Here is a 24,344-nt window from a genome sequence, read left to right on the forward strand (position 1 = left end):
CAGACCGGAGCGCCCGTGGGCTTGTCGTCGCCATGAAGGCCGCGACGGTCGCGGTCCAGCCGAAGGACACATCCCATGTATGCCCATGACGAATTCGAACCTGATCACAGCACGTCTCCCACCGGCCATGTCATCGAAGCGCTCGAACTCTATGGCTACCGTCCCGCCGAGGGCGAGGCCGATCCCCGGATCACACCCGAGGACACCGCCATCCAGGGCGCGGTTGCCGACATCTTCGACGCCCTGATCTCCACCATGGCCGACACCAGCCTCGATTTTGACCTCGACGAGCTCCTGTGGTCCACCGTCAACACCTTCCACCGCGCCGTCGAGAGGATCGAACGCAAACTCGATGATAACGAGCAGGCCCAGAAGCGCCTTCAGCGCGAACAGGACGGAAGCGAGGTGAAATCCGTCCAATTGGAGACCCTGATCGGCATCGGCCAGAACCTGATCGAGCGCCGCGACAGCATGGAGACTTTCCGCGACACTGCCGCCGACCTCTATCTGCGCAGCACAGGCACGCCCTGGTCACCGCGCTCCGGATCACGGGTCAACCATCGCCAGATGACCTCGGCCATGATCGACAGCCGTGACTTCATCGCCACAAAGCGTCGGGCTGACAATGAGGTGCTTTTGCCCACCGGGCCGAAGATTGCCTTCTCGGGCGGGGACACCACCGATCACCGGCTGATCTGGGACAGGCTCGATCAGGTCCATGCCAAACACCCCGACATGGTGCTCCTGCACGGTGGATCGCCGAAAGGTGCCGAACGCATCGCGGCCACCTGGGCCGACAATCGCAAGGTGCCGCAGGTCGCCTTCAAACCGGACTGGGCGAAACACGCCAAGGCTGCACCGTTCAAGCGCAACGATCGCATGCTCGACACGATGCCGATCGGGGTCATCGTCTTCCCCGGTACCGGCATTCAGGAAAACCTCGCCGACAAGGCCCGCAAGATGGGTATCCCGGTCTACCGGCTCGCGGAGGGCAGCGCGTGAGCGCTGCACTTAAACGAAAGGGCCGCGTAGCTTACTGCATCCGTTAAGGTGGGCGGGGAGCAGTCGTTCGCTGCGGTCTGTGCGAACTGCGGTGACGGGGGAGCAAACGCATTGGGTGCCCTGACGGCGATCAGACAAACATGATATCAGTTTGGCCCGCAGCCTGCGTCTCGGAGACCGGCGGGATATTCCCTTTCTCGATCAGGAAGCGCCGACTTCCGCGATCGTGTCCGCTTCCAACGCGCGCCGCATGTAGCGGCCGGGAGGCTCACCGACGTGGCGGCTGAAGGCCGTGCTGAACGTGCTCGCCGATCCATAGCCGATCCGATCCGCGATGTCGGCAAGCGACAACGCTCCTTCCCGCAGCAGCGACTTGGCGACGGCCATGCGCCAGGCCAGAAGATAGTCCATCGGCGTCATGCCGACGGTCCTCAGGAACCTATCGAAAAAGGCGGAGCGCGACATTCCGACCTCCCGCGCAAGGCGGTTTGCGGTCCAGTTCCGCTTAAGATCGCCGTGCATCAGACGCAACGCCGTCACAACGCGGTCATCCGACAGCCCTCGCAACAGGCTTGGCCCGGACGTAGTACCGGGCACTGATCGCAGACCCTCGATCAACAGAATTTCAACCAGCCGCTCCAGGATCAACTCCCGCCCGACGTCGTCTCGGCCGGCCTCGTCGCCGACCAGATGCACAAGCTGCGTCAACCGCGCGGTTCCGCGGATGTGAATGACCTGCGGTAGCAGCTTCACGAGCAGGTCAGCGTCCGGGGAAGCAAAGGAGAAGTAGCCGCCGAACTGACGCATATCGGCGGGTACGCCTTTCCTGCCGTGGCGCACCTCCTGCCCGGACGGATGCAGGTCCCCGGGGGTGGCCCGGCGTCCGGTCGCGTCGGGCGACGACATGGTGAAGGCTGGGGTCGCGGGCAGAAGAACGAAATCGCCTTCCTCCAGCAGGATCGGCGCTTCCCCCTCCACTGCGAGCAGGCAACGTCCAAGCGTCACCGCGCAGAAGCCGGGATGGCGCATGGGCGGGTAGCGGACGGCCCATTCCCCCGCTCCGGAAATCCCTTTTGAGAATACGGCCTTCGGCCGCAAGAGGCGGATGATCTGCTCAAGAGGATCGGCCATTCTGGACCTTCGCAAACTAAAATTGGACTTTGAGTCGATGATTGTCCGGATTCTGTCCGCTATCTCAGTCTCGTCAATACAAAACACAGGAGACTGACATGAAGACCGTCCTCATCACCGGTTGCTCCTCGGGCTACGGGCTTGCAACAGCGCGCCACTTCCATGCCAAAGGCTGGACCGTCATCGCCACCATGCGTTCACCCCGCGAAGGGCTGTTCGCGCCATCCGATCGGCTCCGGATTCTCTCGCTGGATGTGACCGACCCCGATAGTATCCGGGCAGCGATCGAGGCCGCCGGTCCGATTGATGCCTTGGTCAACAACGCCGGAATCGGGGTCGTGGGGGCCTTCGAGGCAACGCCGATGGCGCATGTCCGAAAAGTGTTCGAGACGAATACGTTCGGCACAATGGCCATGGTTCAGGCGGCAATCCCGGGGATGCGGTCACGCGGATCGGGCGTGATTGTGAACGTCACCTCCAGCGTGACATTGGCCCCGATGCCCCTCGCTGCGGCCTATACGGCAAGCAAGCAGGCCATCGAGGGATTTTCCGGATCGCTCGCACACGAACTCGGAGCTTTCGGCGTCCGCGCCAAGCTGGTTGAGCCCGGCTACGCCCCGACCACGCGTTTCGCCGAGAACACCGACATCGATGTCGCGGATTTGATTCCTGAAGCCTATGCCGACTTCGCGGCGCCGATCTTCGCGGACTTCGCGACACCGGCCCTGACCACTTCGGAAAGCGATGTCGCCGAAGCGGTCTGGCTTGCGGCTCAGGACAAGACGGACCGCTTGCGCTTTCCGGCCGGCCCCGACGCGGTGGCCTTGGCGCAGGCAAGTTGACGCGAGCTGCGCCGTTACTTCATGGACAAACGGTGAAAGCCGTCATTCGCAGGGCAACCGGCGAATGACGGCTCTGGGCCGCTCGAGCCAGCGCAAGACGTCGCTGCGTGGGAATCGTCGCCGCGCCGCCGCAGGTCGGCTTCGAGCCCATTAAGGACCTCGCAATCTAAATGCGGATGATGCTCAGATCTCCTGACGCAAAAGGTCGAGGAAAAGCGTAACGGCCGGAGGCGGATGGCGTCGGCTCGAGTAGTAGGCGTGATAGCCGGGGAACCGTGGCGACCAGTTTCCGAGAGTCTCGACAAGCTGGCCGTCCTGGAGAAACGGAGCTGCCAGATCCTCCAGCATGTAGGCCAGTCCCATCCCCGCACAGGCCGCCGCGACAAGCGCGTCGCCATCGTTGACGATGATCGGCGATGTGATCTTCACCGTCTCGGTGCGGCCATCCTTTTCGAAGGTCCAGGGTGACAGGATGCCGCCCGCGTTCCGGAAACCGATGCAGCGATGCCGGGCCAGATCGCGCGGCCTATCCGGAGCTACGCAGGCGTCAAGATACCCGGGCGCGCCGACGACGACAGAGCGAAGCGATAGCCCAATGGGGACAGAAATCATGTCGAGTTCCAGATTGTCGCGCATCCGAATCCCGACATCGAACCGCTCTTTGACAATATCGACGTATCGGTCTTCGACGCTCAGCTCACCCTCGATATAAGGATGCGCGGCAAGCAACTTGGAGAAGGCCGGCCATACGAGCGTATCCGCCGCGTGTTTGCCGCAGGTCACCCTGAGTTGCCCGCCCGGCTCCTCGCGCAGCCGTTCGAGATCCGCGAGCTTTGCATTAAGCTCCGCGACGTTCGGGGCAAGGGTGGCCAGCAGTTGCTCGCCCGCTGCGGTCGGGGTCAGGCTACGCGTGGAGCGTGACAACAACCTTATTCCCAGTTCCGCTTCAAGCCGCTTCACCGTTTGGCTGACGGCAGACTGGGTCACCCCGAGGCTATGCGCCGCCGCGGTGAAACTTTGCGTCTCTGCCACGCGGCTGAAGGTGATCAGGTCGGAGAATCTGCGAGGGTCCATTCATTAGTTGAGCTACTGATCGCGACAATTTTCAAGCCTCTAATCGGCAAACACGAAGATCCCCTAATATGAGAGGCGACAAACGAAAGGACTGACAGGATGACTGACAAGGTGTGGTTCATCACCGGCGCCGCCAAGGGGCTGGGGTATCTCATCGCGCGGGATGCATTACGCGCAGGCGACAAGGTCGTGGCGACCAGCCGGACCGTCGACGGGCTGGCCGACCGTCTCGCCGTGTCCAACGACAGGTTGCTCGTCTTGCCCCTCGACGTGACAGATGCGGATGCCGTCGCGAAGGCCCATGTCTCGGCCATCAATGCCTTTGGACAGATCGACGTACTGGTAAACAATGCCGGTCGCGCGCAACTTGGCTTTTTCGAGACGATCCGCGACGACGAAGTGCGCCGGCAGTTCGAGATCAACGTCTTCGGGGCGATGAACGTGGCCCGCGCCGTGCTGCCGACGATGCGCAGCCGGCGTTCTGGTCTGGTGGTTACGATCTCGTCGGTAAATGGCCTGGTCGCCAACCCGGGTGGATCGATCTACTCGGCCTCCAAGTTTGCCCTCGAGGGCTGGATGGAGGGCCTTTCCGAGGAGGTCGCGCCACTCGGCATTCGATCCCTGATCATCGATCCGGGCATGATGCGTACGAACTTCCTGGACCCCTCCACCGCGCGACAGGGGGACCTGGAGATCGAAGACTATGCCGAGGCGGCTTCCGCATTCCGCGGCTTCATTTCCCAGGCAAACGGCGCGCAGGACAATGACCCTGAAGAGCTTGCCGCGCTGATCGTCAAGGAAGCATCGTCTGATGAGCCCGCCCGGCGGCTGCTGTTCGGCGCGGACGCCCATGAATGGGCAGACACCAAATGCCGCCAATTGGCCGATGAAATCGACGCTTCGAACGCGCGCACTTGATCTGACATTAGGGTAGCCTAGTCCGCGTTGCGGTCATCTGGGCGTTGAAAATGCTGCGCGATGCGCGAATGTCCGGTTCAGTGAAGCCGCTCTGCAGCGATGATCCGACGGGCGGAGGGCAGCTAAGGGCCGCTCGCGCCAGCGCAGGACGTCGCTGCGTGGGAATCGTCGCCGCGCTGCCGCAGGTCGGCTTCGCGCCCTATCCCGTGAGCGCCTGACACTGCCGGCGCCCCCATGAAGCGGGACCCGATCAGGGCTGAACTGCCATCCCAATCGTCAGGATGCCGGTATGGGGGCGGTGCGCGGATCGGCATGAGGCCCGCGTCGCGGCTCGTGGTTGTGCGGTGGGAATGGCGGATCGTTCGAACGGCACATCGCATCTGGGATCGCGGGCAGCACGTCGGGCGGGGCGCCTGGAGAGTGATGCGCATGGCCTGTCGCGGTTGAGCCAATCCGCCGGTGAAAAGCCGGTCAGGCTGGCGGGCATCCGCGATCGCCATCGTCTCCGTTCTGACCCGAGCCATGTCCGCTCCAAACGGCCCTTTCAATGGCCTGATCTGGCCGAAGACCGGTTGTGCCTCGACCGGCTTGGCGCAACAGCGCCGCCATTACTTTCTTCCCCTGGGCTGCGCCCATTCCGCGCGAAACAAGAAAGTTCTGCCTTTGCTGTCCGGCCCCCGGCACGCCGGGGGTGCGCCGTCGGTCGTCTCCGGCCTGTCGATCGCCATCGGGCCGCAATGGTGCGGACCCGGAAACGGAAAACGGAGACTTAAAATGGCTACCATCGGCACCTTCAAGAAGACCGGCAACGAATTCACCGGCGAAATCGTCACCCTCAGCGTCCAGGTCCAGGGCGTGCGCATCGTTCCCGACACCCGCGCCACCGGCGAGAACGCCCCCAGCCACCGCGTCCTGGTTGGCCGCGCCGAGATCGGCGCCGCCTGGTCCAAGCGCTCGGGCGAGGGTCGCGACTATCTGGGCCTCAAACTCGACGATCCGAGCTTTACCGCCCCGATCTACGCCAACCTCTTCGACGACGAGGACGGCGAGAGCTACGCGCTGATCTGGTCCCGCCCCAACGGTCGCCGCGGTGAATAACGCCGTCGCGAGGCCCCGGTCGAAAGGCCGGGGCCTCACTCAGCAATCTGAAGGCCGAAACGGGTCATGACGTTGGCCTTGTGCCGACTGATAGGCCAAGTTGTTCGGCGGGACGCTCTTACACTTTGTGTCTGGTGTTCGTACGGGCGGCAAAGTTCATAAGGCGTTTGAACTTCGGGCACTCCATATGTGTTTCGGCCGGGCAATCCGCTACATGATGCAGGGCGTCGCGCAACCGCGAGAGGTCGCGGATCTGCTGGTCGAGCGCATCGGCGCGCAGGTGCAACTCGGCGCGCGGCAATCGAGGTGAGCCGTCTTTGGCGAACATCCCCTTGATATCCTCCAGCGAGAATCCGGCCATTTTCCCCAATGAGATCAGCGCAAGTTGCGTGGCAGTCTGCGCATCGAACTGCCGCCGCAACCCATGCCGCCCGACCGATTGGATCAGGCCGATTTCCTCGTAATAGCGCAGCGTCGAGGGCGAGACGCCGCTCTTCTCCGACAGGACCCCGATATCGACCCGTTTCACGCTTGACCTCAAGTTGACTTGAAGTGGCAGGGTAGCCTCCGCCAATCGTCAACGCAAGAGATCCGACCATGACCCATACGAACGAGGCGCGTGCGCCGCTTCCGATCCTGGTAGCCCTCGCAGCTTCCTCGCTGACCGCTTCACTTGGGATCAGCGTCGCCTCGGTGCTGCTGCCGACACTGACCCGACGCTTCGATGTCACCGTCTCGGAAGCCCAATGGGTCGTGCTGGCCTATCTCATGGCGGTGACGGTCACCATCGTCTCGGTCGGGCGGCTTGGCGATCTGTTCGGCCATCGCCGGGTCATGATCGCCGGTCTGATCGTCTTCATGGCCGCGTCGGTCCTCTGCGCGACCGCGCCGAACCTCTCGCTGCTGATCCTCGGGCGGGCTCTTCAGGGGGTGGGCGGGGCGATCCTGATCGCGCTCACGATGTCGATCGCGCGCGATCTCGTGCCTTCCAGGCAACTCGGCAAGGCCATGGGACTTCTGGGAACGACCTCGGCTACCGGAACCGCGCTCGGGCCTTCGCTCGGCGGGCTCGTGCTCGCCTGGAGCGACTGGCGGACGGCTTTTTGGCTCCTCGCCGGGGTCGCCGGGCTGACTCTGGTTCTCGCTGTTCTCGCCATCCGGCGTGACGGCCTGCCGGCCCGGGCGTCGTTCCTGTCGCTGGACCTGCCGGGGACCGCCCTGCTGATTGTCGCGCTGGGGGCCTACTCCCTCGTCACGAGCGGCGGCGCCACAGGCGTCCCTGTCTCGCAGGCCGTACTCGTGGTGGTGGCACTGGCCGCGACGGCGTGCTTCGTGATGGTAGAAGCCCGCGTGAGCACGCCGCTTGTGCCAATGGCTGCCCTCATGGACAGGAAGACAGGGGCAGGGGTTGCCATGAACATCCTGGTTGGCACCGTCATGATGGCGACGCTGGTCGTCGGCCCGTTCTTCCTGACGTTCTCCCTTGGCCTGGGAGATGCCGTGGTTGGTATAGTCCTGTCCGTCGGGCCGGTTGTCGCGGCATTCTCCGGGGTGCCCTCGGGGTGGCTGACCGACCGTTTCGGCGCGCGGCGCGTGATGCTTGCGGGGCTGGTGCAGACCATGTTCGGGCTGCTCTGCCTTGCCTTTCTGCCGCGCCAGTTCGGCGTCGACGGATATATCGCGGCGCTGATCGTGTTGACCCCGGCCTTTCAGATGTTCCTGGCCGCCAACAACACCGCGGTTATGTCGGGTGCCTCGAAGGAGCAGCGGGGGCGGCTTTCGGGCCTGCTCGGCCTGTCACGCAATCTTGGCCTGATGACAGGCGCCTCCGCGATGTCGACCCTGTTCGTCGCCGTCATGGGGACGGGCGACGCGGCGGAGGCGCCGGTCGCGGATGTCTCCCGTGCCTTCTCGATGACCTTCTCCGCCGCCGCTGCCCTGGCCCTGATCGCCCTGTGCCTGGCGCTATGGAGCCACTCCGGGCGGCCGCGAGCGGCGGCGGACCCAGCGTGAAGAGCAAACGGAACGCGCCCATCTTGCGACCTTGGTGTGTGCCGTTGGACGCCGTAGGAGAGAACGGGTTCAGGGAGGGTCCTCATCTCGGACCCGCCCCGCCGTCAAAGCCGAGCTTCGGCCACCAGCGCGCGAGTGCGCTCCAGCGTCGACAGAAGGGCAGCTTTGTAGCCTTGGTCGCTGTCGAACTGCGCCTGCTCAGCCTGTTCGTCGGGGCCGTTCGGCACGGCGTCGCGCAGGCCGAGATAGCAGTAGAACCGCAGATGCAGTGCGCCCGTGTCGTCGGTGACGATCTCGTTGACGATGGCGCCTTCGCGCGGGCCGGTGGCCTGGAAGAAGGTGACCATGCGACGGGGCTCCAGGACGATGATCTCGCGCAGATCCTTGCCACCGATGGTGGCGTCGCGAACGAAATGCGTGGCGCTTTCCTCGGTCACGTCGCAGCGGGTGCAAAGTCCTGCGGGCAGGAATTCGCGGGCGTCACGCGCTTTCAGTTCCAGCCCCGCCCAGACCTGGTCGAGGGTGAGCTTTGCCTTGCCTTCGGGGTTCACGGGCACGGTGGCGGTCGAATAGATCATGAGGTTGGTCCTTTCGTGTGGGTAGGGGCACAGGGCCCGCAATGGTGGAGGAGGGGGCACGTGGTCCCCGCTTGGGAAAATCCGGATCAGCCTGCGATCTGGGCGGCGTAGTCGCGGTAGCTGCGCAGCGGGCGCCCAAGCAGTGTTTCCAGCTGCGCGACATCGCCGTCCTCGGGCACCATGCCATCGGACACGAAGCGTTCGGCCATCAGCCGCATGTCGAGCGCCATCCACGAGGGCATGACCTGCCGCAAGGTCTGTTCCAGCCCGGCGGTGTCGTCGCCCGGATAGGCGATGGGGCGGCCCAGAACTTCCGACCAAATCGCCGCCGTTTCGGCGCCGGTGATCGTGTCGGGGCCGACCAGGTTGAGCCGGGCCGTCGGTAGCGGTGCCGGGGCCTCTTCACGCCGGATCAACTCGATGGCCGCGATTTCGCCGATATCGCGGGCGTCGATCATCGCGAGGCCTTTGTCGCCGAGCGGCATCGGATAGATGCCATAGCTGGCGATGGCGTCCTTGATGGTGACCTCGTTGTCCATGAAGTAAGCGGGGCGCAGGATTGTGGCATGCATCTCCATTTCTTCGATCATCCGCTCGACCCCGTACTTGCCGGCGAAATGCGGCACATTCACGTAGAGGTCGCTGTGAATGACCGAGAGGTAAACGATCCGCTCGATCCCGGCCTCGCGGGCGACCGCCAGGGCAACGAGGGCCTGGGTGAACTCGTCTGCGACAACGCCGTTCAGCAGGAAGAGGGTGGACACGCCGGAGAAGGCGGTGCGCAGGGAGTCGACGTCGAGAAAATCGCCCTTGGCGATGTCGACGCTGGCGGGAAAGTCGGCCTTGGCCGGATCGCGGACGAGGGCGCGGACATCGGCGCCGCGCTGGACGAGGTGATCGACGACATTGCGACCGACATTTCCGGTGGCGCCGGTTACGAGAATGGTCATGGGAAGCTCCTGTTTCTTTGGTTGTGTGGTTCGTCGTTTAAACAAGACGGAATGTACTGTTTCACTTTCGTGAGAGTAGGTGGTGAATATGGACACACCGCCTCGCTCATGAGACAGTATGCGCACCACTCGACTGCAGCGGGGATCTGACCAATGGACCTTCTTGCCCTTGCCGATTTCACCCTCGTGGCACGTCACGAAGGCTTCGGGCGCGCGGCCCGCGCCGCGGGGCGGCCCAAGGCCACGCTGTCGCGCCGGGTGGCCGAGCTTGAGGCGGCGCTGGACCTACGTCTGTTCGAACGGGGCGGGAGACTGCTGAAGCTGACCGAAGAAGGGCGTGCCCTCTACGCGCGGACCAGCCGCCTTCTTCTTGAGATGGAAGAGGCGACGGTGGCGGTGGCCTCGGGCGGCGAGAGGCCGCGCGGGACGTTGCGCATCAGCGCGCCGCTGCTGTTCTCGCAGACCGCCATGGGCCGGATCGCCGCCGATTTCGCGCTGGCCTACCCGGAGGTGCGACTGGAGGTTACGACCGAAGACCGCGCCGTCGACATGATCGAGGAAGGCGTCGATCTGGTCATCCGGGTCAACCCCGCGCCGGATGAAAGTCTCGTCGGGCGGGCGTTCCTGCGGGATCGTCTGGTTGTCGTGGCTCCTCCGGATCTGGCCCGACCGGAGGCGGACACAACTGTGCCAGCGGTGGTCCGGTCGACCGCGGACCGCGCCCTTTGGCGGCTTAAGGGCCCCGACGGGACACGGTCGGTCGAGATCGAGCCGGTCCTTGGCCTGGCCTCGTTGATCATGGTGCGTGATGCGGTGCGCGCCGGTGTCGGAGCCGGGCGCCTGCCCATCTCCCTGGTCAGCCGCGACATCGCCGAGGGGAGGCTGGTAAAGTGGGGCGACGTGGACGCGCCCGACATCGCGCTCTGGGCGCTCTACCCGTCGCGCCGCCTTCTCAGTGCCCGGGTCTCGGCCTTTCTCGACATGCTCAAGCGGGCTTTCCCCGAGGGCAAGCCCGAGGAGCTCGCGGCTTACATCGACCGGTAACCTGCATCGGCAGCGATCCACGGCGCGCGCAGGACTTGCCTATCATCGGTGTCGGGCGTGAACTGCCTTGGCCGTTCAGGTTATTCCACGTCTAGTGCACGCGCCAGTATGCGCATGTCAGCAGTCTCGCGACGTTTCACGCTCGTTGCCAATGGAAGGCTTACATTCAGAGCGGAAGCTGGGTCGTGTACTTGAGTTCATCCAGTAGTACGGAGCTCTGGATTTCGTGCACTCCGGGGAGCAAGACGATCTGATCGCGTAGAAGGGCGTGGAAATGATCCATGTCGCGCACCACAACGCGGACGTTGAAATCGTAATCGCCGAGCATGAGTTGAACGACCTGAACCTCTGGAATGCGCAACACGGCCTGCTGGAACTTCTCAAACGACTTGCGACCGTGCGACGTCAGTTTGATCCGCACCAGGACAATCGCGTTGAAGCCTAGCTTTTTCCGGTCGAGGATCACCGTCTTGCCAAGAATGATCCCTTGTTCGGTGAGCCGGGAAACGCGCCGCGAACACGGCGACTGAGAGAGCCCGATCCGGTCCGCGATGTCCGTGACCGAAAGCGCTCCATCCGCCTGCATGACGCGCAAGATGCGCCGGTCCACCTCGTCAATCTCGTGCATGGTTCATTCCTCCTTTTTGCGTCGGGTAGCTGCATCATGCTGGTTCTCGTGAGATTTGTAGCAATAAAGCAAAAAGAATTCCCGAAATCTTGCATAGAATATCCTTCGGATCGTTTGGTCCACGCAGACAGCCGGCTGAAAGCCTGCGATGGGACGGCGTTTTCGCAGGGGCAGGCACTGCCGGGGAGGATGACAATGAGTAATACGGCGTCCGGTGCGCAGGGGTTCTACACGCAAGGCATCCTACTGATGTGTGTGGGGGTGGCCTGTCTGAGCGCTAATGACGCGATTGCGAAGACATTGACCGCCGGCTATTCGCCGCTGCAGATCCTGTTCCTGCGCAACGTGATCGCCCTGCCGATCACCATAGTCATCGCGCTGTTCATGGGCGGCCCGTCGGCACTGCGCTCGCACCGGCCCGTTGCGCACCTGCTGCGTGGTGCGCTTTGGGTCGGTGCCACGATGATGTTTTTCACCAGTTTCATCTACCTCGCGCTGGCCGAAGCCACCGCGTTGATTTTCGTCGCCCCCTTCTTCATCACCCTGATCTCGGCCGTTTTCCTGGCGGAGGAGGTCGGTTGGCGACGCTGGCTGGCCGTACTGGCGGGGTTTCTCGGGGTTCTCGTGATCATCCGCCCGGGGGGAGCCGCGTTTCAACTGATCCATCTGCTCCCCGTCGCGACGGCACTCGTCTATGCCCTTTTGATGCTGAGCGCCCGTTGGGTCGATCCCCGCGAAAGCGTGTGGACCCTGCTCGTGTATCTGACCGGGGCGGGTGCGTTGCTGAGTGCGCTGATCGTGCCGTTCGTCTGGGTTCCCGTCAGATTGGGTGACCTGTGGCTGTTCGCCGGCATTGCCTTGTTCGGCACCGCCGGGATGACGATGATGACACAGGCTTTCCGCCTCGCCCCTGCGGTCGTGGTGGCGCCGCTGGATTACACCGCGCTCCTATGGGCCACGCTCTTCGGCTGGCTCATCTGGCGCGAGAGCCCGGACGCGATGACATTTCTCGGCGCGGCGATCATTATTGCGAGCGGTGTCTTCACCATCCTGCGTGAACAGAGGCAAGCCGGTTCATAGAATGCTGAGATGAAGGAAAATGGAGTGCGGACGTGGTCTCATCTACCGAAACCGCAAAAGCGATAGAGATCCAGCCCGCAATCTGGGCTGATTTCGAAGCCCTCATGGGTGAGAAAGGGGGCTGCGGCGGCTGCTGGTGCATGTTGTGGCGGCGTACAGCCAAGGAGATGGAGGCCGGAAAAGGCGAAGGAAACCGACAAGCGATGAAGGCACTGTTCGATCAGGGCGAGGCCCCCGGGCTTGTCGCCAAGGCGGGCACGGACGTCATTGGCTGGATCCAGATTGATCGCAGGGCCGCGTTTCCGCGTCTCGCCTCGTCGCGGGTACTCAAGCCAGTGGATGAATTGGATGTCTGGTCGGTTTCCTGTTTTTTTATCGACAAACGGTTCAGGCGCACGGGCCTCTCGCTCAAACTTCTGAACGCGGCCGTGGACTGGGCGCACAGCCGCGGCGCAGCCATTGTCGAAGGCTACCCAATCGACACGCCGCGCCAGAAATTTCCGTCGGTCTATGCCTGGACGGGGTTCTTGGGAACGTTCAGACAGGCAGGGTTTGCCGAGGTCGCCCGGCGATCCGACACGCGGCCGATCATGAGAAAGGCGCTTGGCGATGACCGGGAGGATTGAAATGCTGACGGGCAGATGTGAATGCGGTGCGGTGGCCTTCGAGGTGAAACACGTTCGGGATACTGTCACCGTCTGCCATTGCAGTCAGTGCCGCCGCACCAGTGGGCATCTTTGGGCCTCGACACATGCTGCGTTCGACGACTTGACCTTCACGCAAGATTCAGGGCTTCGGTGGTATGTCTCGTCCGAGACGGCAAAACGCGGGTTCTGCGCCAAATGTGGTGCCAGCCTATTCTACCGCATGAACGGTGAACGCGGGATCGGGATCGCGGCGGGGTGCCTGGATGTCACCAATGGACTGCGCATCGGCAAGCACATCTATGTCGCCAGCAAGGGGGACTATTACCCTGTCCCTGCCGATGGGGACTCCTTCGAGGAAGGGTGACCCTTGCCAATTGCGACGCGCCGGCGTGTCGTGGCGCTGACCATCAGGGCGCAGGCCCCCGAAGTCCGCGCGCGATCTCGTCAATTGCGCGCCGTTTCCGATCTGTGCAACACTAGGCCTGACAGTGCGATTAGGGTGCCGCCGATGAGTGTTGCTGGGCCGGGAAGATCGCCGAAAACCGCGGCACCGAATGCGATCGCGCCAACGAGTTCCAGATAGACCAGCGGAGACAAGCTGCTGGCCTCTGCATAACGGAAGGCCTGAATGGTTAGGAAGTGGGCGAGGGCGGAGATAGCCCCCATGGACAGGATCAACCAAAGCAGGTCAACGGAAGGTACTTCGAATGTGAGGGCCGCTTGCGGGCTGAGCAGAAGCGTTCCGACAAGGCATTGAAAGCACAGCGTCTGAAGGGAGTCGCTGCGGGACGCGGAGAGCTTGGTGACGACGAGGTAGACGCCATGAAAGCATCCGGCCAAGAGAGCGATGCCTGCGCCCAAACTGCCACCGCCGAACGGTTGCAGCACGATCAAGGCGCCGAAGACCGCAAGGACAAGGCTCGTGCCTTTCGCGATGGTCAGCCGTTCATTGAGGAACAGAACCGACAGCAGCATGGCGACGATGGGCCCGGAAAAGTAGGCCGCAATGGCGGAGGCGAGGGTCGTCCATTGTAATGAGACGAAGAAGAGGGTCATCGCGATGACCAGGCAAAGCGTCCGCAAGAACTGCATGGCAAGGCCCAGTCGTGGAAGGATCCTTCGGCCCCTCATCGCGACGGCGATCGGCAAGACCACAAGTGTTGCCGCTGCATATCTTGCCCAAGCGACCAGCAGGGGCGACAGCGTCTCTCCCAGCAGCTTCGCGATGCCGTCCACAATCGGGACGATCAATGACGCCGATGCCATGAGCGCGAGGCCGATCGTTGCGCTGTTTGCCTGACGGGGAATTGTGTTGTGCATGTCGAAAGCCCCTTGTCAAAATGCTGGCTACATCGCCGATTTGATTTTTGGGATGTTGGGCTTGCGTAAAAGCGCATCAAGGCGCTTGTGTTTGGCGCCCACCTTAGAGCTGTTCTAAAAGAGTGCAACCCGCCACTTTCGCGTGCCTTTACCATCTAAGCGCGAACGGATCAGTTTTTCCGTGTTCCGGTCTTCCCGTTGATATCTCGCCTCAATTAGCTTGGTTCAGCCCAGAAATGCGACTATAATAGTCGTAGTTCTGGCGTGCGCGCCGGGCCGGATGGGAGGTGATCTGCATGATCACCGCCCGACAATCACGGGCCGCGCGGGCGCTTCTTGGTTGGACACAGGAGCAGCTTGCGGATGAGGCCCGGGTATCTTTGACCGCGCTCAAGCGCCTCGAGTCCGAAAGCGGGCTCGAGGTCTACGAGACCACGCGCGACCAAGTCCGACGGGCTTTCGAGGCGAATGGCATTCTGCTCCTGAACTCCGACCAGGGGATTGGAGTGATGCATGTGCAGGCGAAAGCCGTCGCTAAGAGCTGACTGTTCCGGCAGGTTTCGCCGTGAACGGAATTGCGCTATTGCCGTGCTCACGAAAACGTCAACCTTCTGTGCTAGGAATGTGCAGAAGCCGCAGTGGGGATGCGCGTGACGATCAGCAGCTTGCAGGATGTGCCTCCGCAGGGGGACGTGGTGACGGAGTATGACCGTCGTCACATGACGCAGTATATGCGTTTGCTCGATGCTGCAGGCGAGGGCGCGAGCTGGCAGGAGGCCGCGCAAATCATTCTGGGTCTCGATGTGCAGAAAGAGCCGGAGCGGGTGCGCCTCGTTCATGACGCACATCTTGAACGCGCGCGCTGGTTGAGCTCGGAAGGGTATCGGCAGTTGGCGGCGGGGCGAACCGCCTGAGAAGGTGATGCGCTGCGCGCATCACCTGATGCCTTGCGGCGGACTTCCCAAGTGATCGATCTCTCGGAATCCTTTTTTGCGATCAACCCAAGGGAGAAGCGATGCCATGCAACCCGACCGCTCGAACTGGCGTAACCAGGCGGCCTATGACTATCTCGATGATCTGGCCGCGCCGGAACTCGGCTGGGAATGCCTGCGTCGCAATCCCGAATATCAACATGACTATGCAGAGCTTGCAGGGGGACCACCTGAGAGGGCTGACCTGAGTGAACAGGTCGGCCATCGATGGGGTCTGTGCTTTCCCGGTTCGCCCAGGTCTGAGCGCGACTGTCGCAGAGATATTCTGGCGCCCCGAAATCGATACCAGCGCTGTGATCCTCGCGGTCGCCCCCGAGGCACTCGCGGAAGAGGCAGACGCCCCCGGCGATGAGAAAGCCGCCTCGAAGGGCAGGGCATCCCCCATTGGTAAGCACCTGCGCCACAGGCTGCCGGACGGAACATACCTGCATCTCGTCGCTCCTTTGAAACACCATGGTCGGCTTGTGGCCACTGTTCCTCTCGGCCTTGAGGGCCTTGATCGCATCGAGGCGATCCAACGGCTGCTGGCGGACCAGCATCGACGTCGTTCAATCCCACGCGACACCCGTCTGACCGCGCAGCAGAAAGCGCGCCTGCGGCGTGTCCTTCAAGCCTCCGACGCCGCCTTCCACGGCGCGACCCAGAAGCAGATCGCCGAGGTCCTGTTCCGGACCGGTCGCCTGGACCGCGATGAGTGGCAGGTCTCCTCGGCCCGCTTTGCCGTCTCCAGCCTCCTTCGCGAGGGGCGTGACCTGATCGCTGGCGGCTATCGCAAGCTCCTGCGTCACCAGCGCCGCCTCTAGGTCGGCGATCCTGCGCCGCGGTGTGCGATTTTACCCCTGCCAACTCCCCACTGCATCTAACCGGACGCGCTTCGCCATCGTGACCGTCATCAGCCGCTGTTTCGCGGCACTGGCCACACACAGCAGGGAGACGCCCGATGTCCGCCATCTCAACCGAACTTCCCCCGCGCTATCTGCGCACCAAGGAAGCCGCGCAGTTCCTCAGCCTGTCCGCTCGCACGCTGGAAAAGCACAGGACCTACGGCACCGGTCCCGCCTACCACAAGCTGGGCGGGCGTGTGGTCTATGCGATCGAGGACCTGCAGGCCTGGGTCGGACGCGGCGCTGTCACCTCGACTTCCGACCCGCGCGGGCAGGTGCTGCCAGCGAAACGCCACACGCTCCCGAACCTCCCGCAGCCCGGCCGCTTCGTGCGCTGACCTGGGGGCGACACCTTCATGACCGATGGACGCAGACCCCGTTCCGAGCGTGGACAGCTCGATCTGTTCCGCGCGCTGCCCGGGGATTTCGCCCCAAGAGATGCGCAAGACCTCATGGCCTATCCCTTTTTCTCCCTCGCCAAATCCAAACGGGTCGCACCGATCGACTTTGCCGCTGGCAGCGTCAGCATCCGGGTCGAGGCGGTTCCCGATCACGGCATGGCCACTATCTGGGATGCCGACATCCTGATCTGGGCGGCGAGCCAGATCGTCGAGGCGCGTGACGCTGGGCTGCGCACCTCCCGGCTGATGGCCGCCACCCCATATGAGATTCTCACCTATGTTGGTCGCGGAACCAGTGCGCGGGATTACCAGCGCCTGAAGGCGGCGCTGGATCGCCTGCAGTCGACGACGATCTCCACCTCGATCCGGCAGCCGGCTGAAGGACGCCGGCACCGCTTCTCCTGGATCAACGAATGGCAGGAGCGCAGCGACAGGGACGGGCGGCCGGACGGCATCGAGTTGATTGTGCCCGACTGGTTCTACCAGGCCGTGCTCGACAATGCGCTGATCCTCACCATCGACCGGGCGTATTTCGACCTGACCGGCGGGCTTGACCGCTGGCTGTATCGCCTGGTCCGTAAGCACGGTGGCCGGCAGCGGGATGGCTGGCGTTTCGACTTCCACCATCTTCACCAGAAGTCCGGGGCACTGTCGCCCTTCAAGCGGTTTGCCTTCGAGCTTCGCGACATCATCCGGCGGCAGCCGCTGCCAGGCTACACGCTCTTTTTCGAGACAGAGGTTGGTGGCCGCAAGCTGCTGGCCTTCGAGCCCGCACCGGGCTGTGGAAAACCTGTGAATGCGCTCGTGCTATCGGGAACCCCGACTATCGTGCCATCAGGAACCGGGGGCTCGTGCTATCAGGAACCCAAACAGGGTGTAACGCACGGAAGTCAAAGCGGAAATCGCGCCCTTAACTTAGAATCTAACGAAGACTCTAACTTTGAAGAGCGCGCGGATGGTGTGGAGAACATCATCCGCAGCGCAGCCGGGAGCCTTCGAGAGGCTGAGAAACCGGACGCATCAAGCATGCCTGGCACTGCCGGATCGCTCCCGGACAGCCCCGCCTCCGACACGGTCCGTCGCCCCGTCTTGGCACGCCTTCCACTCGATCTACCGGGAGATCGGTGATGAGTGTCATTCTGATACCCGGCAAATCATCCGCGACAGAGACTTCCTCTCTCAGCTTCGACGGTATGACCCGGGTCGAATTGATCTGGCTGGAGAAGCGGACCGAGTTCTGGATCCGGTTCGGCAACGGGGCAGGGGAGCAGGTCCTGGACCGCAGCCGACGTGTGGTCTTTTTCATGCCGGGTTCTGTCTTCGCCTTCGTTCGCTGGGCGGCGAATGAGTATGGAACCGTCGTCTCGCGCATCGACATCGTGCGCTCAATCGCGCCTGGGAGCGCCCATCAGACGCTGCCCTTCGTGCGCCCAGGTGGCGAGATTTTGTTGAAGATCGAAGGCTGGCCCAAGGTCGAGAAGGTCCTCCGCCATGTCGATACCATCGAGGGTCTCGGCATCGATGCCGCTGACGTCGATCCCGATCACTGGCGCCATGTCGCCTACTGGATGAAGGCGGGCGAAGCGCCGCGTCCCTATACGGCAGAACGCCATGCCGCATGGCGCCGGCGTCGGGAGATCGGAAAATGACCCGTGCCCGCTACATCTTGGTGACGGTTGCGGCGCTCGCCGACGTCATCGTCGGCAGCATTCCGACTGCGCCACGGCTGGTCTGGAACGCCTCGGCCAGCGTGCCGATTGGTTTCTACACCATCGCGCCGACGGATCGGCTCGCGGTGCCAGATCTGGTCGTGGTCACGCCGCCCGAACCCGTCGTCGGTTTCATGGTTGCGCGCGGCTATGTCGGTCGCGATGTGCCGATCCTGAAGCACGTCATCGGGCTGCCGGGACAACGGGTCTGCCGTGACGGGGCCGCGATCACCGTCGATGGCAGACACCTGGGGGAGGCGCGAGAGCGCGACAGCCAGGGTCGCGATCTTCCCGTCTGGCAGGGCTGCCGCACCATCGTAGAGGGCGAGGTCTTTCTGATGAACCCGGCGGTCGCTGACAGTTTCGACGGCCGCTACTTCGGTCCGTTCCCCACCTCGGCGGTGGTCGGCCGGGCCAGTCCACTGTTCACCGACGAGGGTGGCGATGGCCGCCTCGTCTGGCGCGCGCCGGATCGGTGACGGCGCGTCCATCGCGGGGCGCGCAAGCGACCCGCCTCCCATTCACCGCATGAGGAAGGAGCCTCCAATGCCACAGATCGGTCAATTCACCCGCACCCCGTCTGGCTATGCCGGACAACTGCGTACGCTCTCTCTCGACCTGGAGTTGACCTTTGTTCCCACCGACGCCGTCGATACCGAGAAAGCTCCCGCCTATCGCATCCATCTCGGTGACGAGGAGGGCCCGGAGGTTGGCGCGGGCTGGAAACACACCGGCGAAACCGCAGGGGCTTTCGTTTCGGTCCTGCTCGATGATCCGGTTTTTCAGCATCCGATCCGCGCCCGCCTGTTCCAGTCGGATGAGGAGGGTAGGGCGTGGGGGCTGCACTGGACCCGCCCTAAGAAACGCGACGAGCAGGACTGACGATGATCGCGTCCTGCACCCCTTCCGCTTCGGGGAGATGCGGCGTCCGCCGCCGCATGCTCCTCCTTCTTCTTTCCGGCCTCTTCCTTCCGGTCACCGCCACCCAGCCGCTTCTGGCGCAAACCGATGCGCCCGATCACGCAATTGCCGTGCATCCCTACGCCGCCCAGGTCACCGAGGCATCGCAGCGCTTCGGCATTCCGACGACATGGATCATGGCCGTGATGCGGGCGGAAAGCGCGGGTGATGTGCGCGCGCTGTCGTCGGCCGGTGCGATGGGGCTGATGCAGGTCATGCCCGACACCTGGGCCGGGCTGCGCACCCGTCATGGTCTAGGCCATGATCCCTTCGATCCGCGTGACAACATCCTCGCGGGAACGGCCTATCTGCGCGAGATGTGGGACCGCTATGGCAATGCGGCCGCGATGCTCGCGGTCTACAATGCCGGTCCTGGTCGCTACGACGAATACCGCCTGGCGGATCGTCCGCTGCCCGCCGAGACGCGCGCCTATGTCGCTTCGCTTGCGCCCATTCTGCACGGCGAGCAGCCATCGGGCGCGGCATCCGTTGTCGTTCGTCCGTTCGGCTGGCGCGAGGCGGCGATCTTGGTGGCGCGTGGAAACGGCGCGTCCGCTGCCGATCCCGCGTCCACCGATCGCGCACCGGACGACGCCCCTTCGCTCCTCCCGGCTGCACCGGAATCGCTCACTGCCTTGCAGCCGGAGGGCCTCTTCGTCACCCGCAATATCGATGGGGATCGGCCATGAGCAGCGGCAACGCAATTCGCATCCCGTCGTGCGCTGGCGTGTCATGGAGAGCGCGAGGGGTGGCGGCAGGCACCACGACCGAAGGATGGCAGGATAAAAGGGCGCACGGTGCACGGCGGTTGGGCGGTTGTTTTTGTTCATGTTTTTGCTGCGTTCCGCACCGTATGGCGCGTGCGCGCAGCGTGCGAGATGTGTCCAACATTCTGATCTTTTGCGATGTTTCGCACTGTGTGGGGGCCTCCCATGCCCGATGATCGCGAGTTCCGCATCCGTCCGGGACGTATCCGTTCGACACGGGCGCAGCAGGCACGGCCCTTCATCGCACAGGCCCTGGCTGCGGCAAAAAAGGCCGGGGGTGGCGTCTCGCGAGCGGGGCGCGTCACCCCTGGCAATCGGTCCCGCTTCGGGCGCGGTCAGCGCGCCAGCATTCAGGCCAACCGCCTCATTACCGCCCGCACGCGCGGCGCGGTGGTCAAGGCGCGCGTGGTGCGGCACAGCAAGAACACCGCGCCTCTCGGAGCCCACCTCGATTACCTGCGCCGGGACGGCGTGACCCGGGACGGGGAAAAGGCCAGGCTTTTCGGGCCGGGAGCGGAGGATGCCGATGGCCGGGCCTTTGCCGAGCGGTGTCGCGATGACCGTCATCATTTCCGGTTCATCGTCTCGCCCGACGACGCGCCGGACATGTCCGACCTGCAATCCTTCACCCGCGATCTCGTCGGGCGGATGGAGCAGGATCTCGGCACGTCTCTCGATTGGGTCGGTGTCGATCACTGGAACACGGCCCATCCGCATGTCCATTTGATCGTCCGGGGCGTGCGTGACGACGGCCCGGATCTCGTGATCTCGCGGGACTACATCAAGGAGGGGATGCGCGACAGGGCACGGGATCTCATCACCCAGGAACTGGGCCCGCGCAGCGATCTCGAGATCCGCCGGACGCATGAACGTCAGATCGGGGCAGAGCGTTGGACGCAGCTCGATCGACAGTTGCTGCGGGATGCGGGGCGTTCGCGCATCCTTGACATGGCGCCGGATACGGATCGGCAGCCGGATGCGCTTCACCAGCTGAAGGTCGGGCGTCTGCGCCGGTTGGAAGTCCTTGGCGTTGCCGACCAGATCGGACAGTCGCAGTGGCACATCAGGGATGATGCCGAGGCGGTCCTGCGCGAGATGGGGGAGCGTGGCGACATCATCAAGCGAATGCATCGTGCCCTGACGGACCGGGGGATCGAGCGCGGGTCCTCGAGTTACGTGCTTGCCGCGGAGAGCCTCGATGTTCCCGTCATCGGTCGTCTGGTCGAGCGCGGTCTCGATGACGAGCTGAAAGGGTCGGCCTATGCCGTCGTCGATGGTGTCGATGGCCGGAGCCACCATATCCGTCTGCCCCATCTCGACGCCGCCGGCGACAGCGCTCCGGGCTCGATCGTGGAGCTCCGCACCTATGACGATGCGCGCGGCCAGCGTCGTGTCGCGCTGGCGGTCCGGTCCGACCTGGACCTTGCAGCGCAGGTCTCCGCGTCGGGGGCCACCTGGCTCGACCGGCAGGCAATCGCGCGCGACCCGCTCGCCCTGTCGGACCAGGGCTTCGGTGCCGAGGTCCGGGAGGCCCTTGAATTCCGGGCCGAGCACCTGGTCACGGAAGGGCTAGGAGAGCGGCGGGACGGCAGGGTGGTCTTTGCCCGGCGCCTGCTCGGAACCTTGCGCGACCGGGAGTTGCAGGCGGTTGGCGCGCAGCTCTCGGCGGAAACCGGGTTGCCGTTCAACAAGGCGGATCCGGGTGACTACGTCAGCGGCATCTATCGCCAGCGTCTCGCGCTGGCTTCGGGCCGTTTTGCCATGGTCGAGGGCTATGGAGCTGACGGCGCGCTCGGGTTCCAGCTCGTGCCCTGGTCTCCGTCTCTCGAAAAGCACCTCGGCCGGGATGTCACCGGCGTCGCGCGCGGGGACAGCGGAGTGGACTGGGACTTTGGCCGCAAGCGCGGCCTCGGCCTCTGATCAACACACCGGAAAGGAGCGACAGTCATGTCCGCAACAAAGATCCTCTGGGGGCAGATCTCCATTGTCTTCCTCATCGTTCTGGCCACCACCTGGGGAGCGACGCAATACGTGGCTGCAAGCCTCGGCTATCAGGCACAGCTGGGCCCGCCCTGGTTCGTGCTGCTCGGGACGCCCGTCTACTATCCACCGGCAATCTTCTGGTGGTGGTACTTCTACGAGGCCTACGCGCCACCGGTCTTTGCGACTGGCGGGATTATCGCCGCCTCTGGCGGCTTCATCGCCATCGGTGTAGCCATCGCCATGTCGGTCTGGCGCGCCCGCGAGGCCCGTAACGTCGCGACCTATGGATCTGCCCGATGGGCCGAGAAAGGCGAAGTGAAAGCGGCCGGACTTCTAGACCCGGATGGCGTGGTCCTCGGCCGCTATGAGCGGGAATATCTGCGCCACGATGGGCCGGAGCATGTGCTCTGCTTCGCCCCGACGCGATCCGGCAAGGGGGTAGGGCTCGTCGTACCCTCTCTTCTCACTTGGCCCGGCTCGGCCATCGTTCATGACATCAAGGGAGAGAACTGGCAGCTGACCGCCGGGTTCCGCGCCCGGCACGGTCGGGTCCTGCTCTTCGATCCGACCAATCCGAACTCTTCGGCCTACAACCCCCTGCTGGAAGTCCGCCGTGGCGAGTGGGAGGTTCGCGATGTCCAGAACATCGCCGACATCCTCGTCGACCCCGAGGGGAGCCTGGAGCGGCGGAACCACTGGGAGAAGACCAGCCACAGCCTGCTCGTCGGGGCGATCCTGCACGTCCTTTATGCCGAGAAGGACAAGACGCTGGCCGGTGTCGCCAACTTCCTGTCCGACCCGCGGCGTCCTGTAGAGTCGACGCTGCGCGCCATGATGCGGACGTCGCACCTGGGGGAGGCGGGGCCGCATCCCGTGGTCGCCAGTGCCGCCCGTGAATTGCTCAACAAGTCCGAGAATGAACGCTCCGGTGTGCTTTCGACGGCGATGTCTTTCCTTGGCCTCTATCGAGACCCCGTGGTCGCACAGGTCACGCGCCGCTGCGACTGGCGGATCGGCGATATTGTCGGGGGCACGCGCCCCGTCACGCTGTATCTCGTGGTCCCGCCTTCGGACATCAATCGCACCAAACCGCTCATCCGACTGATCCTCAACCAGGTCGGCCGACGCCTGACCGAAGATCTGCAGGGCAAGGATGATCGGCATCGGCTGCTTTTGATGCTCGATGAGTTCCCGGCGCTCGGTCGGTTGGATTTCTTCGAGAGCGCGCTGGCCTTCATGGCGGGCTACGGCCTGAAGAGCTTCCTCATCGCCCAGTCGCTGAACCAGATCGAGAAGGCCTATGGTCCGAACAACTCGATCCTCGACAATTGCCACGTCAGGGTGAGCTTCGCGACCAATGATGAGCGCACGGCCAAGCGGGTGTCCGACGCTCTCGGCACGGCTACCGAGATGAAGGCGATGAAGAACTATGCCGGGCACCGTCTGGCCCCCTGGCTCAGCCATCTCATGGTGTCCCGATCGGAGACCGCGCGGGCGTTGCTTACCCCCGGAGAAATCATGCAACTGCCGCCGTCCGATGAGATCGTCATGGTGGCCGGCACACCACCGATCCGGGCGACGAAAGCGCGGTATTATGAAGATACGCGGTTCACCGAGCGGGTCTTGCTGCCGCCCGACCTGGGGGATGTAGGCGCGACCGGGAAGGATGACTGGAGCCGGCTGGCCGTCCCAACGCAGAACGACGAGTTGGAGCCAGTATCCGAGACGGGATCGGAGGATGAGGACCCGACTGCGTCAGAGCGCCGACTTCAGCCGGAGCTGGCGCAGACCCGGTCGGCCGACAAGCATGCCCCCATTGAGAACGAGTTTGAATTCGACTCACCCGAGGATGAGGAGGACGGTGCCATTCGCAATCGCCGCATCATGCAGCAGATGCGCGGTGTCGCGCGCCAGGTCTCCCTCAATCCCGATGACGGCATGGAGCTTTGATCATGACCACCAGCCGCAAGAAGACGAAGATATCGGTCTATCTCGATACTGAGGTCATGCAGATGCTGTCAGACTTCGCAGCCCGGCGTGATCGATCCCAGTCGATGGTGGCCGAGGCCGCGATCGCATCCTTCCTCTCTCCGGATGACGCAGAACGGCGCGAAGCGGTTCTTGCGAGGCGCCTGGATCACATCGACCGGCGGATCACCCGACTGGAACGCGATGTCGGGATCTCCGTTGAAAGCCTGGCGGTGTTCATCCGTTTGTAAGCGTTGGCTGCGCCCCACGCGCGTTCAGCTTGACGGCGGGAAGTTCCACGGCAGGAGATCGTCGATCCGACCTTGCGGATAGCCAGCGGCGATGGCCTCAAGGG

29 protein-coding genes are annotated in these 24,344 nt (G+C 63.8%); 22 read left to right on the forward strand and 7 right to left on the reverse strand.

Features of this window, described 5'->3' with window-relative positions; translation table 11 throughout:
* Positions 1-75 precede the first annotated feature (75 nt).
* On the forward strand, positions 76-1,002 hold the full coding sequence (locus tag SALMUC_RS15450; protein WP_020042532.1) for a DUF2493 domain-containing protein: 927 nt from the start codon (positions 76-78) through the stop codon (positions 1,000-1,002).
* A 201-nt stretch (positions 1,003-1,203) separates the two neighbouring features.
* Here SALMUC_RS15450 and SALMUC_RS15455 read toward each other — a convergent pair whose 3' ends face one another.
* Positions 1,204-2,133 (reverse strand): AraC family transcriptional regulator, encoded by a 930-nt coding sequence (locus SALMUC_RS15455; RefSeq protein WP_021120482.1) that lies wholly within the window; start codon positions 2,131-2,133, stop codon positions 1,204-1,206.
* A 98-nt stretch (positions 2,134-2,231) separates the two neighbouring features.
* On the opposite strand from SALMUC_RS15455, the gene SALMUC_RS15460 reads away from it, so the two are divergent.
* Positions 2,232-2,975: an SDR family oxidoreductase gene (locus SALMUC_RS15460; RefSeq protein ID WP_020042534.1), complete on the forward strand. Its 744-nt coding sequence runs from the start codon at positions 2,232-2,234 to the stop codon at positions 2,973-2,975.
* A 183-nt stretch (positions 2,976-3,158) separates the two neighbouring features.
* Here SALMUC_RS15460 and SALMUC_RS15465 read toward each other — a convergent pair whose 3' ends face one another.
* Complete coding sequence (locus SALMUC_RS15465; protein WP_020042535.1) at positions 3,159-4,049, reverse strand: LysR family transcriptional regulator; 891 nt, start codon at positions 4,047-4,049, stop codon at positions 3,159-3,161.
* A 99-nt stretch (positions 4,050-4,148) separates the two neighbouring features.
* Between SALMUC_RS15465 and SALMUC_RS15470 the strand changes: the two genes are divergently transcribed.
* Both SALMUC_RS15470 and SALMUC_RS15475 read left to right on the forward strand, forming a co-directional pair.
* On the forward strand, positions 4,149-4,967 hold the full coding sequence (locus SALMUC_RS15470; protein ID WP_020042536.1) for an SDR family NAD(P)-dependent oxidoreductase: 819 nt from the start codon (positions 4,149-4,151) through the stop codon (positions 4,965-4,967).
* Between the two features lie 774 nt (positions 4,968-5,741).
* Positions 5,742-6,065 (forward strand): DUF736 domain-containing protein, encoded by a 324-nt coding sequence (locus SALMUC_RS15475; protein WP_009573768.1) that lies wholly within the window; start codon positions 5,742-5,744, stop codon positions 6,063-6,065.
* 118 nt (positions 6,066-6,183) lie between these two features.
* Here SALMUC_RS15475 and SALMUC_RS15480 read toward each other — a convergent pair whose 3' ends face one another.
* A complete protein-coding gene (locus SALMUC_RS15480) occupies positions 6,184-6,594 on the reverse strand; it encodes a helix-turn-helix domain-containing protein (protein WP_021120483.1) in 411 nt (136 codons plus the stop codon).
* A gap of 68 nt (positions 6,595-6,662) precedes the next feature.
* Here SALMUC_RS15480 and SALMUC_RS15485 point away from each other — a divergent pair, with 68 nt between their 5' ends.
* On the forward strand, positions 6,663-8,078 hold the full coding sequence (locus SALMUC_RS15485) for an MFS transporter (protein ID WP_020042538.1): 1,416 nt from the start codon (positions 6,663-6,665) through the stop codon (positions 8,076-8,078).
* 104 nt (positions 8,079-8,182) lie between these two features.
* Here SALMUC_RS15485 and SALMUC_RS15490 read toward each other — a convergent pair whose 3' ends face one another.
* Positions 8,183-8,656, reverse strand: coding sequence for an AtaL-like protein (locus tag SALMUC_RS15490; RefSeq protein ID WP_020042539.1), 474 nt, complete (start codon positions 8,654-8,656; stop codon positions 8,183-8,185).
* An 86-nt stretch (positions 8,657-8,742) separates the two neighbouring features.
* A complete protein-coding gene (locus SALMUC_RS15495) occupies positions 8,743-9,606 on the reverse strand; it encodes an NmrA/HSCARG family protein (RefSeq protein ID WP_020042540.1) in 864 nt (287 codons plus the stop codon).
* 153 nt (positions 9,607-9,759) lie between these two features.
* On the opposite strand from SALMUC_RS15495, the gene SALMUC_RS15500 reads away from it, so the two are divergent.
* On the forward strand, positions 9,760-10,650 hold the full coding sequence (locus SALMUC_RS15500; RefSeq protein WP_020042541.1) for a LysR family transcriptional regulator: 891 nt from the start codon (positions 9,760-9,762) through the stop codon (positions 10,648-10,650).
* A gap of 166 nt (positions 10,651-10,816) precedes the next feature.
* On the opposite strand, the gene SALMUC_RS15505 is transcribed toward SALMUC_RS15500, so the two are convergent.
* Positions 10,817-11,278 (reverse strand): Lrp/AsnC family transcriptional regulator, encoded by a 462-nt coding sequence (locus SALMUC_RS15505; RefSeq protein ID WP_020042542.1) that lies wholly within the window; start codon positions 11,276-11,278, stop codon positions 10,817-10,819.
* Positions 11,279-11,473: 195 nt separating this feature from the next.
* On the opposite strand from SALMUC_RS15505, the gene SALMUC_RS15510 reads away from it, so the two are divergent.
* The 3 genes from SALMUC_RS15510 to SALMUC_RS15520 are packed head-to-tail and all read left to right on the forward strand — an operon-like array spanning position 11,474 to position 13,369.
* Positions 11,474-12,358, forward strand: coding sequence for a DMT family transporter (locus tag SALMUC_RS15510; RefSeq protein WP_020042543.1), 885 nt, complete (start codon positions 11,474-11,476; stop codon positions 12,356-12,358).
* Between the two features lie 32 nt (positions 12,359-12,390).
* Positions 12,391-12,984 (forward strand): GNAT family N-acetyltransferase, encoded by a 594-nt coding sequence (locus tag SALMUC_RS15515; protein ID WP_198014603.1) that lies wholly within the window; start codon positions 12,391-12,393, stop codon positions 12,982-12,984.
* Between the two features lies 1 nt (position 12,985).
* Positions 12,986-13,369, forward strand: coding sequence for a GFA family protein (locus tag SALMUC_RS15520; RefSeq protein WP_037372026.1), 384 nt, complete (start codon positions 12,986-12,988; stop codon positions 13,367-13,369).
* Positions 13,370-13,449: 80 nt separating this feature from the next.
* On the opposite strand, the gene SALMUC_RS15525 is transcribed toward SALMUC_RS15520, so the two are convergent.
* A complete protein-coding gene (locus SALMUC_RS15525) occupies positions 13,450-14,325 on the reverse strand; it encodes a DMT family transporter (protein WP_020042546.1) in 876 nt (291 codons plus the stop codon).
* Between the two features lie 296 nt (positions 14,326-14,621).
* Between SALMUC_RS15525 and SALMUC_RS15530 the strand changes: the two genes are divergently transcribed.
* The 13 genes from SALMUC_RS15530 to SALMUC_RS15590 all read left to right on the forward strand — a co-directional run bounded on the left by SALMUC_RS15530 (position 14,622) and on the right by SALMUC_RS15590 (position 24,240).
* A complete protein-coding gene (locus tag SALMUC_RS15530) occupies positions 14,622-14,870 on the forward strand; it encodes a helix-turn-helix domain-containing protein (protein ID WP_021120486.1) in 249 nt (82 codons plus the stop codon).
* Positions 14,871-14,969: 99 nt separating this feature from the next.
* On the forward strand, positions 14,970-15,239 hold the full coding sequence (locus SALMUC_RS15535; RefSeq protein ID WP_020042548.1) for a DNA -binding domain-containing protein: 270 nt from the start codon (positions 14,970-14,972) through the stop codon (positions 15,237-15,239).
* A gap of 106 nt (positions 15,240-15,345) precedes the next feature.
* A complete protein-coding gene (locus SALMUC_RS31855; protein WP_425414306.1) occupies positions 15,346-15,669 on the forward strand; it encodes a transcriptional regulator domain-containing protein in 324 nt (107 codons plus the stop codon).
* A complete protein-coding gene (locus SALMUC_RS15545) occupies positions 15,611-16,120 on the forward strand; it encodes a DUF2285 domain-containing protein (protein ID WP_020042550.1) in 510 nt (169 codons plus the stop codon). The genes SALMUC_RS31855 and SALMUC_RS15545 overlap by 59 nt, the downstream gene beginning before the upstream one ends.
* A 137-nt stretch (positions 16,121-16,257) precedes the next feature.
* Positions 16,258-16,539 (forward strand): helix-turn-helix transcriptional regulator, encoded by a 282-nt coding sequence (locus tag SALMUC_RS15550; RefSeq protein WP_009573772.1) that lies wholly within the window; start codon positions 16,258-16,260, stop codon positions 16,537-16,539.
* 18 nt (positions 16,540-16,557) lie between these two features.
* Positions 16,558-17,730, forward strand: coding sequence for a replication initiator protein A (locus SALMUC_RS15555; RefSeq protein WP_021120487.1), 1,173 nt, complete (start codon positions 16,558-16,560; stop codon positions 17,728-17,730).
* The gene (locus tag SALMUC_RS15560; protein WP_051155920.1) at positions 17,730-18,251 is read left to right on the forward strand and encodes a DUF2840 domain-containing protein; all 522 of its coding nucleotides are present in this window, start codon (positions 17,730-17,732) and stop codon (positions 18,249-18,251) included. The genes SALMUC_RS15555 and SALMUC_RS15560 overlap by 1 nt, the downstream gene beginning before the upstream one ends.
* Positions 18,248-18,790 carry a S26 family signal peptidase gene (locus SALMUC_RS15565; RefSeq protein WP_020042553.1) on the forward strand — a complete coding sequence of 181 codons (543 nt, stop codon included), beginning with the start codon at positions 18,248-18,250 and terminating at the stop codon, positions 18,788-18,790. Before SALMUC_RS15560 ends, SALMUC_RS15565 begins: the two co-directional genes overlap by 4 nt.
* 67 nt (positions 18,791-18,857) lie before the next feature.
* Positions 18,858-19,193, forward strand: a complete 336-nt coding sequence (locus SALMUC_RS15570) for a DUF736 domain-containing protein (protein WP_020042554.1) — start codon at positions 18,858-18,860, stop codon at positions 19,191-19,193.
* Positions 19,194-19,249: 56 nt separating this feature from the next.
* The gene (locus SALMUC_RS15575) at positions 19,250-19,960 is read left to right on the forward strand and encodes a lytic transglycosylase domain-containing protein (protein WP_020042555.1); all 711 of its coding nucleotides are present in this window, start codon (positions 19,250-19,252) and stop codon (positions 19,958-19,960) included.
* 243 nt (positions 19,961-20,203) lie between these two features.
* Positions 20,204-21,958, forward strand: coding sequence for a relaxase/mobilization nuclease domain-containing protein (locus tag SALMUC_RS15580; protein WP_021120490.1), 1,755 nt, complete (start codon positions 20,204-20,206; stop codon positions 21,956-21,958).
* Between the two features lie 27 nt (positions 21,959-21,985).
* The gene (locus SALMUC_RS15585) at positions 21,986-23,971 is read left to right on the forward strand and encodes a conjugal transfer protein TraG (RefSeq protein ID WP_020042557.1); all 1,986 of its coding nucleotides are present in this window, start codon (positions 21,986-21,988) and stop codon (positions 23,969-23,971) included.
* 2 nt (positions 23,972-23,973) lie between these two features.
* On the forward strand, positions 23,974-24,240 hold the full coding sequence (locus SALMUC_RS15590; RefSeq protein WP_020042558.1) for a hypothetical protein: 267 nt from the start codon (positions 23,974-23,976) through the stop codon (positions 24,238-24,240).
* Positions 24,241-24,344: the final 104 nt, after the last annotated feature.

The organism is Salipiger mucosus DSM 16094, assembly GCF_000442255.1.
Classification (GTDB): Bacteria; Pseudomonadota; Alphaproteobacteria; order Rhodobacterales; family Rhodobacteraceae; genus Salipiger; species Salipiger mucosus.

Bases quoted from the DNA above. Each gene is read 5' to 3' on its own strand.
- SALMUC_RS15450 (WP_020042532.1), top strand. From the start codon at position 76: ATGTATGCCCATGACGAATTCGAACCTGATCACAGCACGTCTCCCACC.
- SALMUC_RS15455 (WP_021120482.1), bottom strand. From the start codon at position 2,133: ATGGCCGATCCTCTTGAGCAGATCATCCGCCTCTTGCGGCCGAAGGCC.
- SALMUC_RS15460 (WP_020042534.1), top strand. From the start codon at position 2,232: ATGAAGACCGTCCTCATCACCGGTTGCTCCTCGGGCTACGGGCTTGCA.
- SALMUC_RS15465 (WP_020042535.1), bottom strand. From the start codon at position 4,049: ATGGACCCTCGCAGATTCTCCGACCTGATCACCTTCAGCCGCGTGGCA.
- SALMUC_RS15470 (WP_020042536.1), top strand. From the start codon at position 4,149: ATGACTGACAAGGTGTGGTTCATCACCGGCGCCGCCAAGGGGCTGGGG.
- SALMUC_RS15475 (WP_009573768.1), top strand. From the start codon at position 5,742: ATGGCTACCATCGGCACCTTCAAGAAGACCGGCAACGAATTCACCGGC.
- SALMUC_RS15485 (WP_020042538.1), top strand. From the start codon at position 6,663: ATGACCCATACGAACGAGGCGCGTGCGCCGCTTCCGATCCTGGTAGCC.
- SALMUC_RS15490 (WP_020042539.1), bottom strand. From the start codon at position 8,656: ATGATCTATTCGACCGCCACCGTGCCCGTGAACCCCGAAGGCAAGGCA.
- SALMUC_RS15495 (WP_020042540.1), bottom strand. From the start codon at position 9,606: ATGACCATTCTCGTAACCGGCGCCACCGGAAATGTCGGTCGCAATGTC.
- SALMUC_RS15500 (WP_020042541.1), top strand. From the start codon at position 9,760: ATGGACCTTCTTGCCCTTGCCGATTTCACCCTCGTGGCACGTCACGAA.
- SALMUC_RS15505 (WP_020042542.1), bottom strand. From the start codon at position 11,278: ATGCACGAGATTGACGAGGTGGACCGGCGCATCTTGCGCGTCATGCAG.
- SALMUC_RS15510 (WP_020042543.1), top strand. From the start codon at position 11,474: ATGAGTAATACGGCGTCCGGTGCGCAGGGGTTCTACACGCAAGGCATC.
- SALMUC_RS15520 (WP_037372026.1), top strand. From the start codon at position 12,986: ATGCTGACGGGCAGATGTGAATGCGGTGCGGTGGCCTTCGAGGTGAAA.
- SALMUC_RS15525 (WP_020042546.1), bottom strand. From the start codon at position 14,325: ATGCACAACACAATTCCCCGTCAGGCAAACAGCGCAACGATCGGCCTC.
- SALMUC_RS15530 (WP_021120486.1), top strand. From the start codon at position 14,622: ATGATCACCGCCCGACAATCACGGGCCGCGCGGGCGCTTCTTGGTTGG.
- SALMUC_RS15535 (WP_020042548.1), top strand. From the start codon at position 14,970: ATGCGCGTGACGATCAGCAGCTTGCAGGATGTGCCTCCGCAGGGGGAC.
- SALMUC_RS31855 (WP_425414306.1), top strand. From the start codon at position 15,346: ATGCAACCCGACCGCTCGAACTGGCGTAACCAGGCGGCCTATGACTAT.
- SALMUC_RS15550 (WP_009573772.1), top strand. From the start codon at position 16,258: ATGTCCGCCATCTCAACCGAACTTCCCCCGCGCTATCTGCGCACCAAG.
- SALMUC_RS15555 (WP_021120487.1), top strand. From the start codon at position 16,558: ATGACCGATGGACGCAGACCCCGTTCCGAGCGTGGACAGCTCGATCTG.
- SALMUC_RS15560 (WP_051155920.1), top strand. From the start codon at position 17,730: ATGAGTGTCATTCTGATACCCGGCAAATCATCCGCGACAGAGACTTCC.
- SALMUC_RS15565 (WP_020042553.1), top strand. From the start codon at position 18,248: ATGACCCGTGCCCGCTACATCTTGGTGACGGTTGCGGCGCTCGCCGAC.
- SALMUC_RS15570 (WP_020042554.1), top strand. From the start codon at position 18,858: ATGCCACAGATCGGTCAATTCACCCGCACCCCGTCTGGCTATGCCGGA.
- SALMUC_RS15575 (WP_020042555.1), top strand. From the start codon at position 19,250: ATGCTCCTCCTTCTTCTTTCCGGCCTCTTCCTTCCGGTCACCGCCACC.
- SALMUC_RS15580 (WP_021120490.1), top strand. From the start codon at position 20,204: ATGCCCGATGATCGCGAGTTCCGCATCCGTCCGGGACGTATCCGTTCG.
- SALMUC_RS15585 (WP_020042557.1), top strand. From the start codon at position 21,986: ATGTCCGCAACAAAGATCCTCTGGGGGCAGATCTCCATTGTCTTCCTC.
- SALMUC_RS15590 (WP_020042558.1), top strand. From the start codon at position 23,974: ATGACCACCAGCCGCAAGAAGACGAAGATATCGGTCTATCTCGATACT.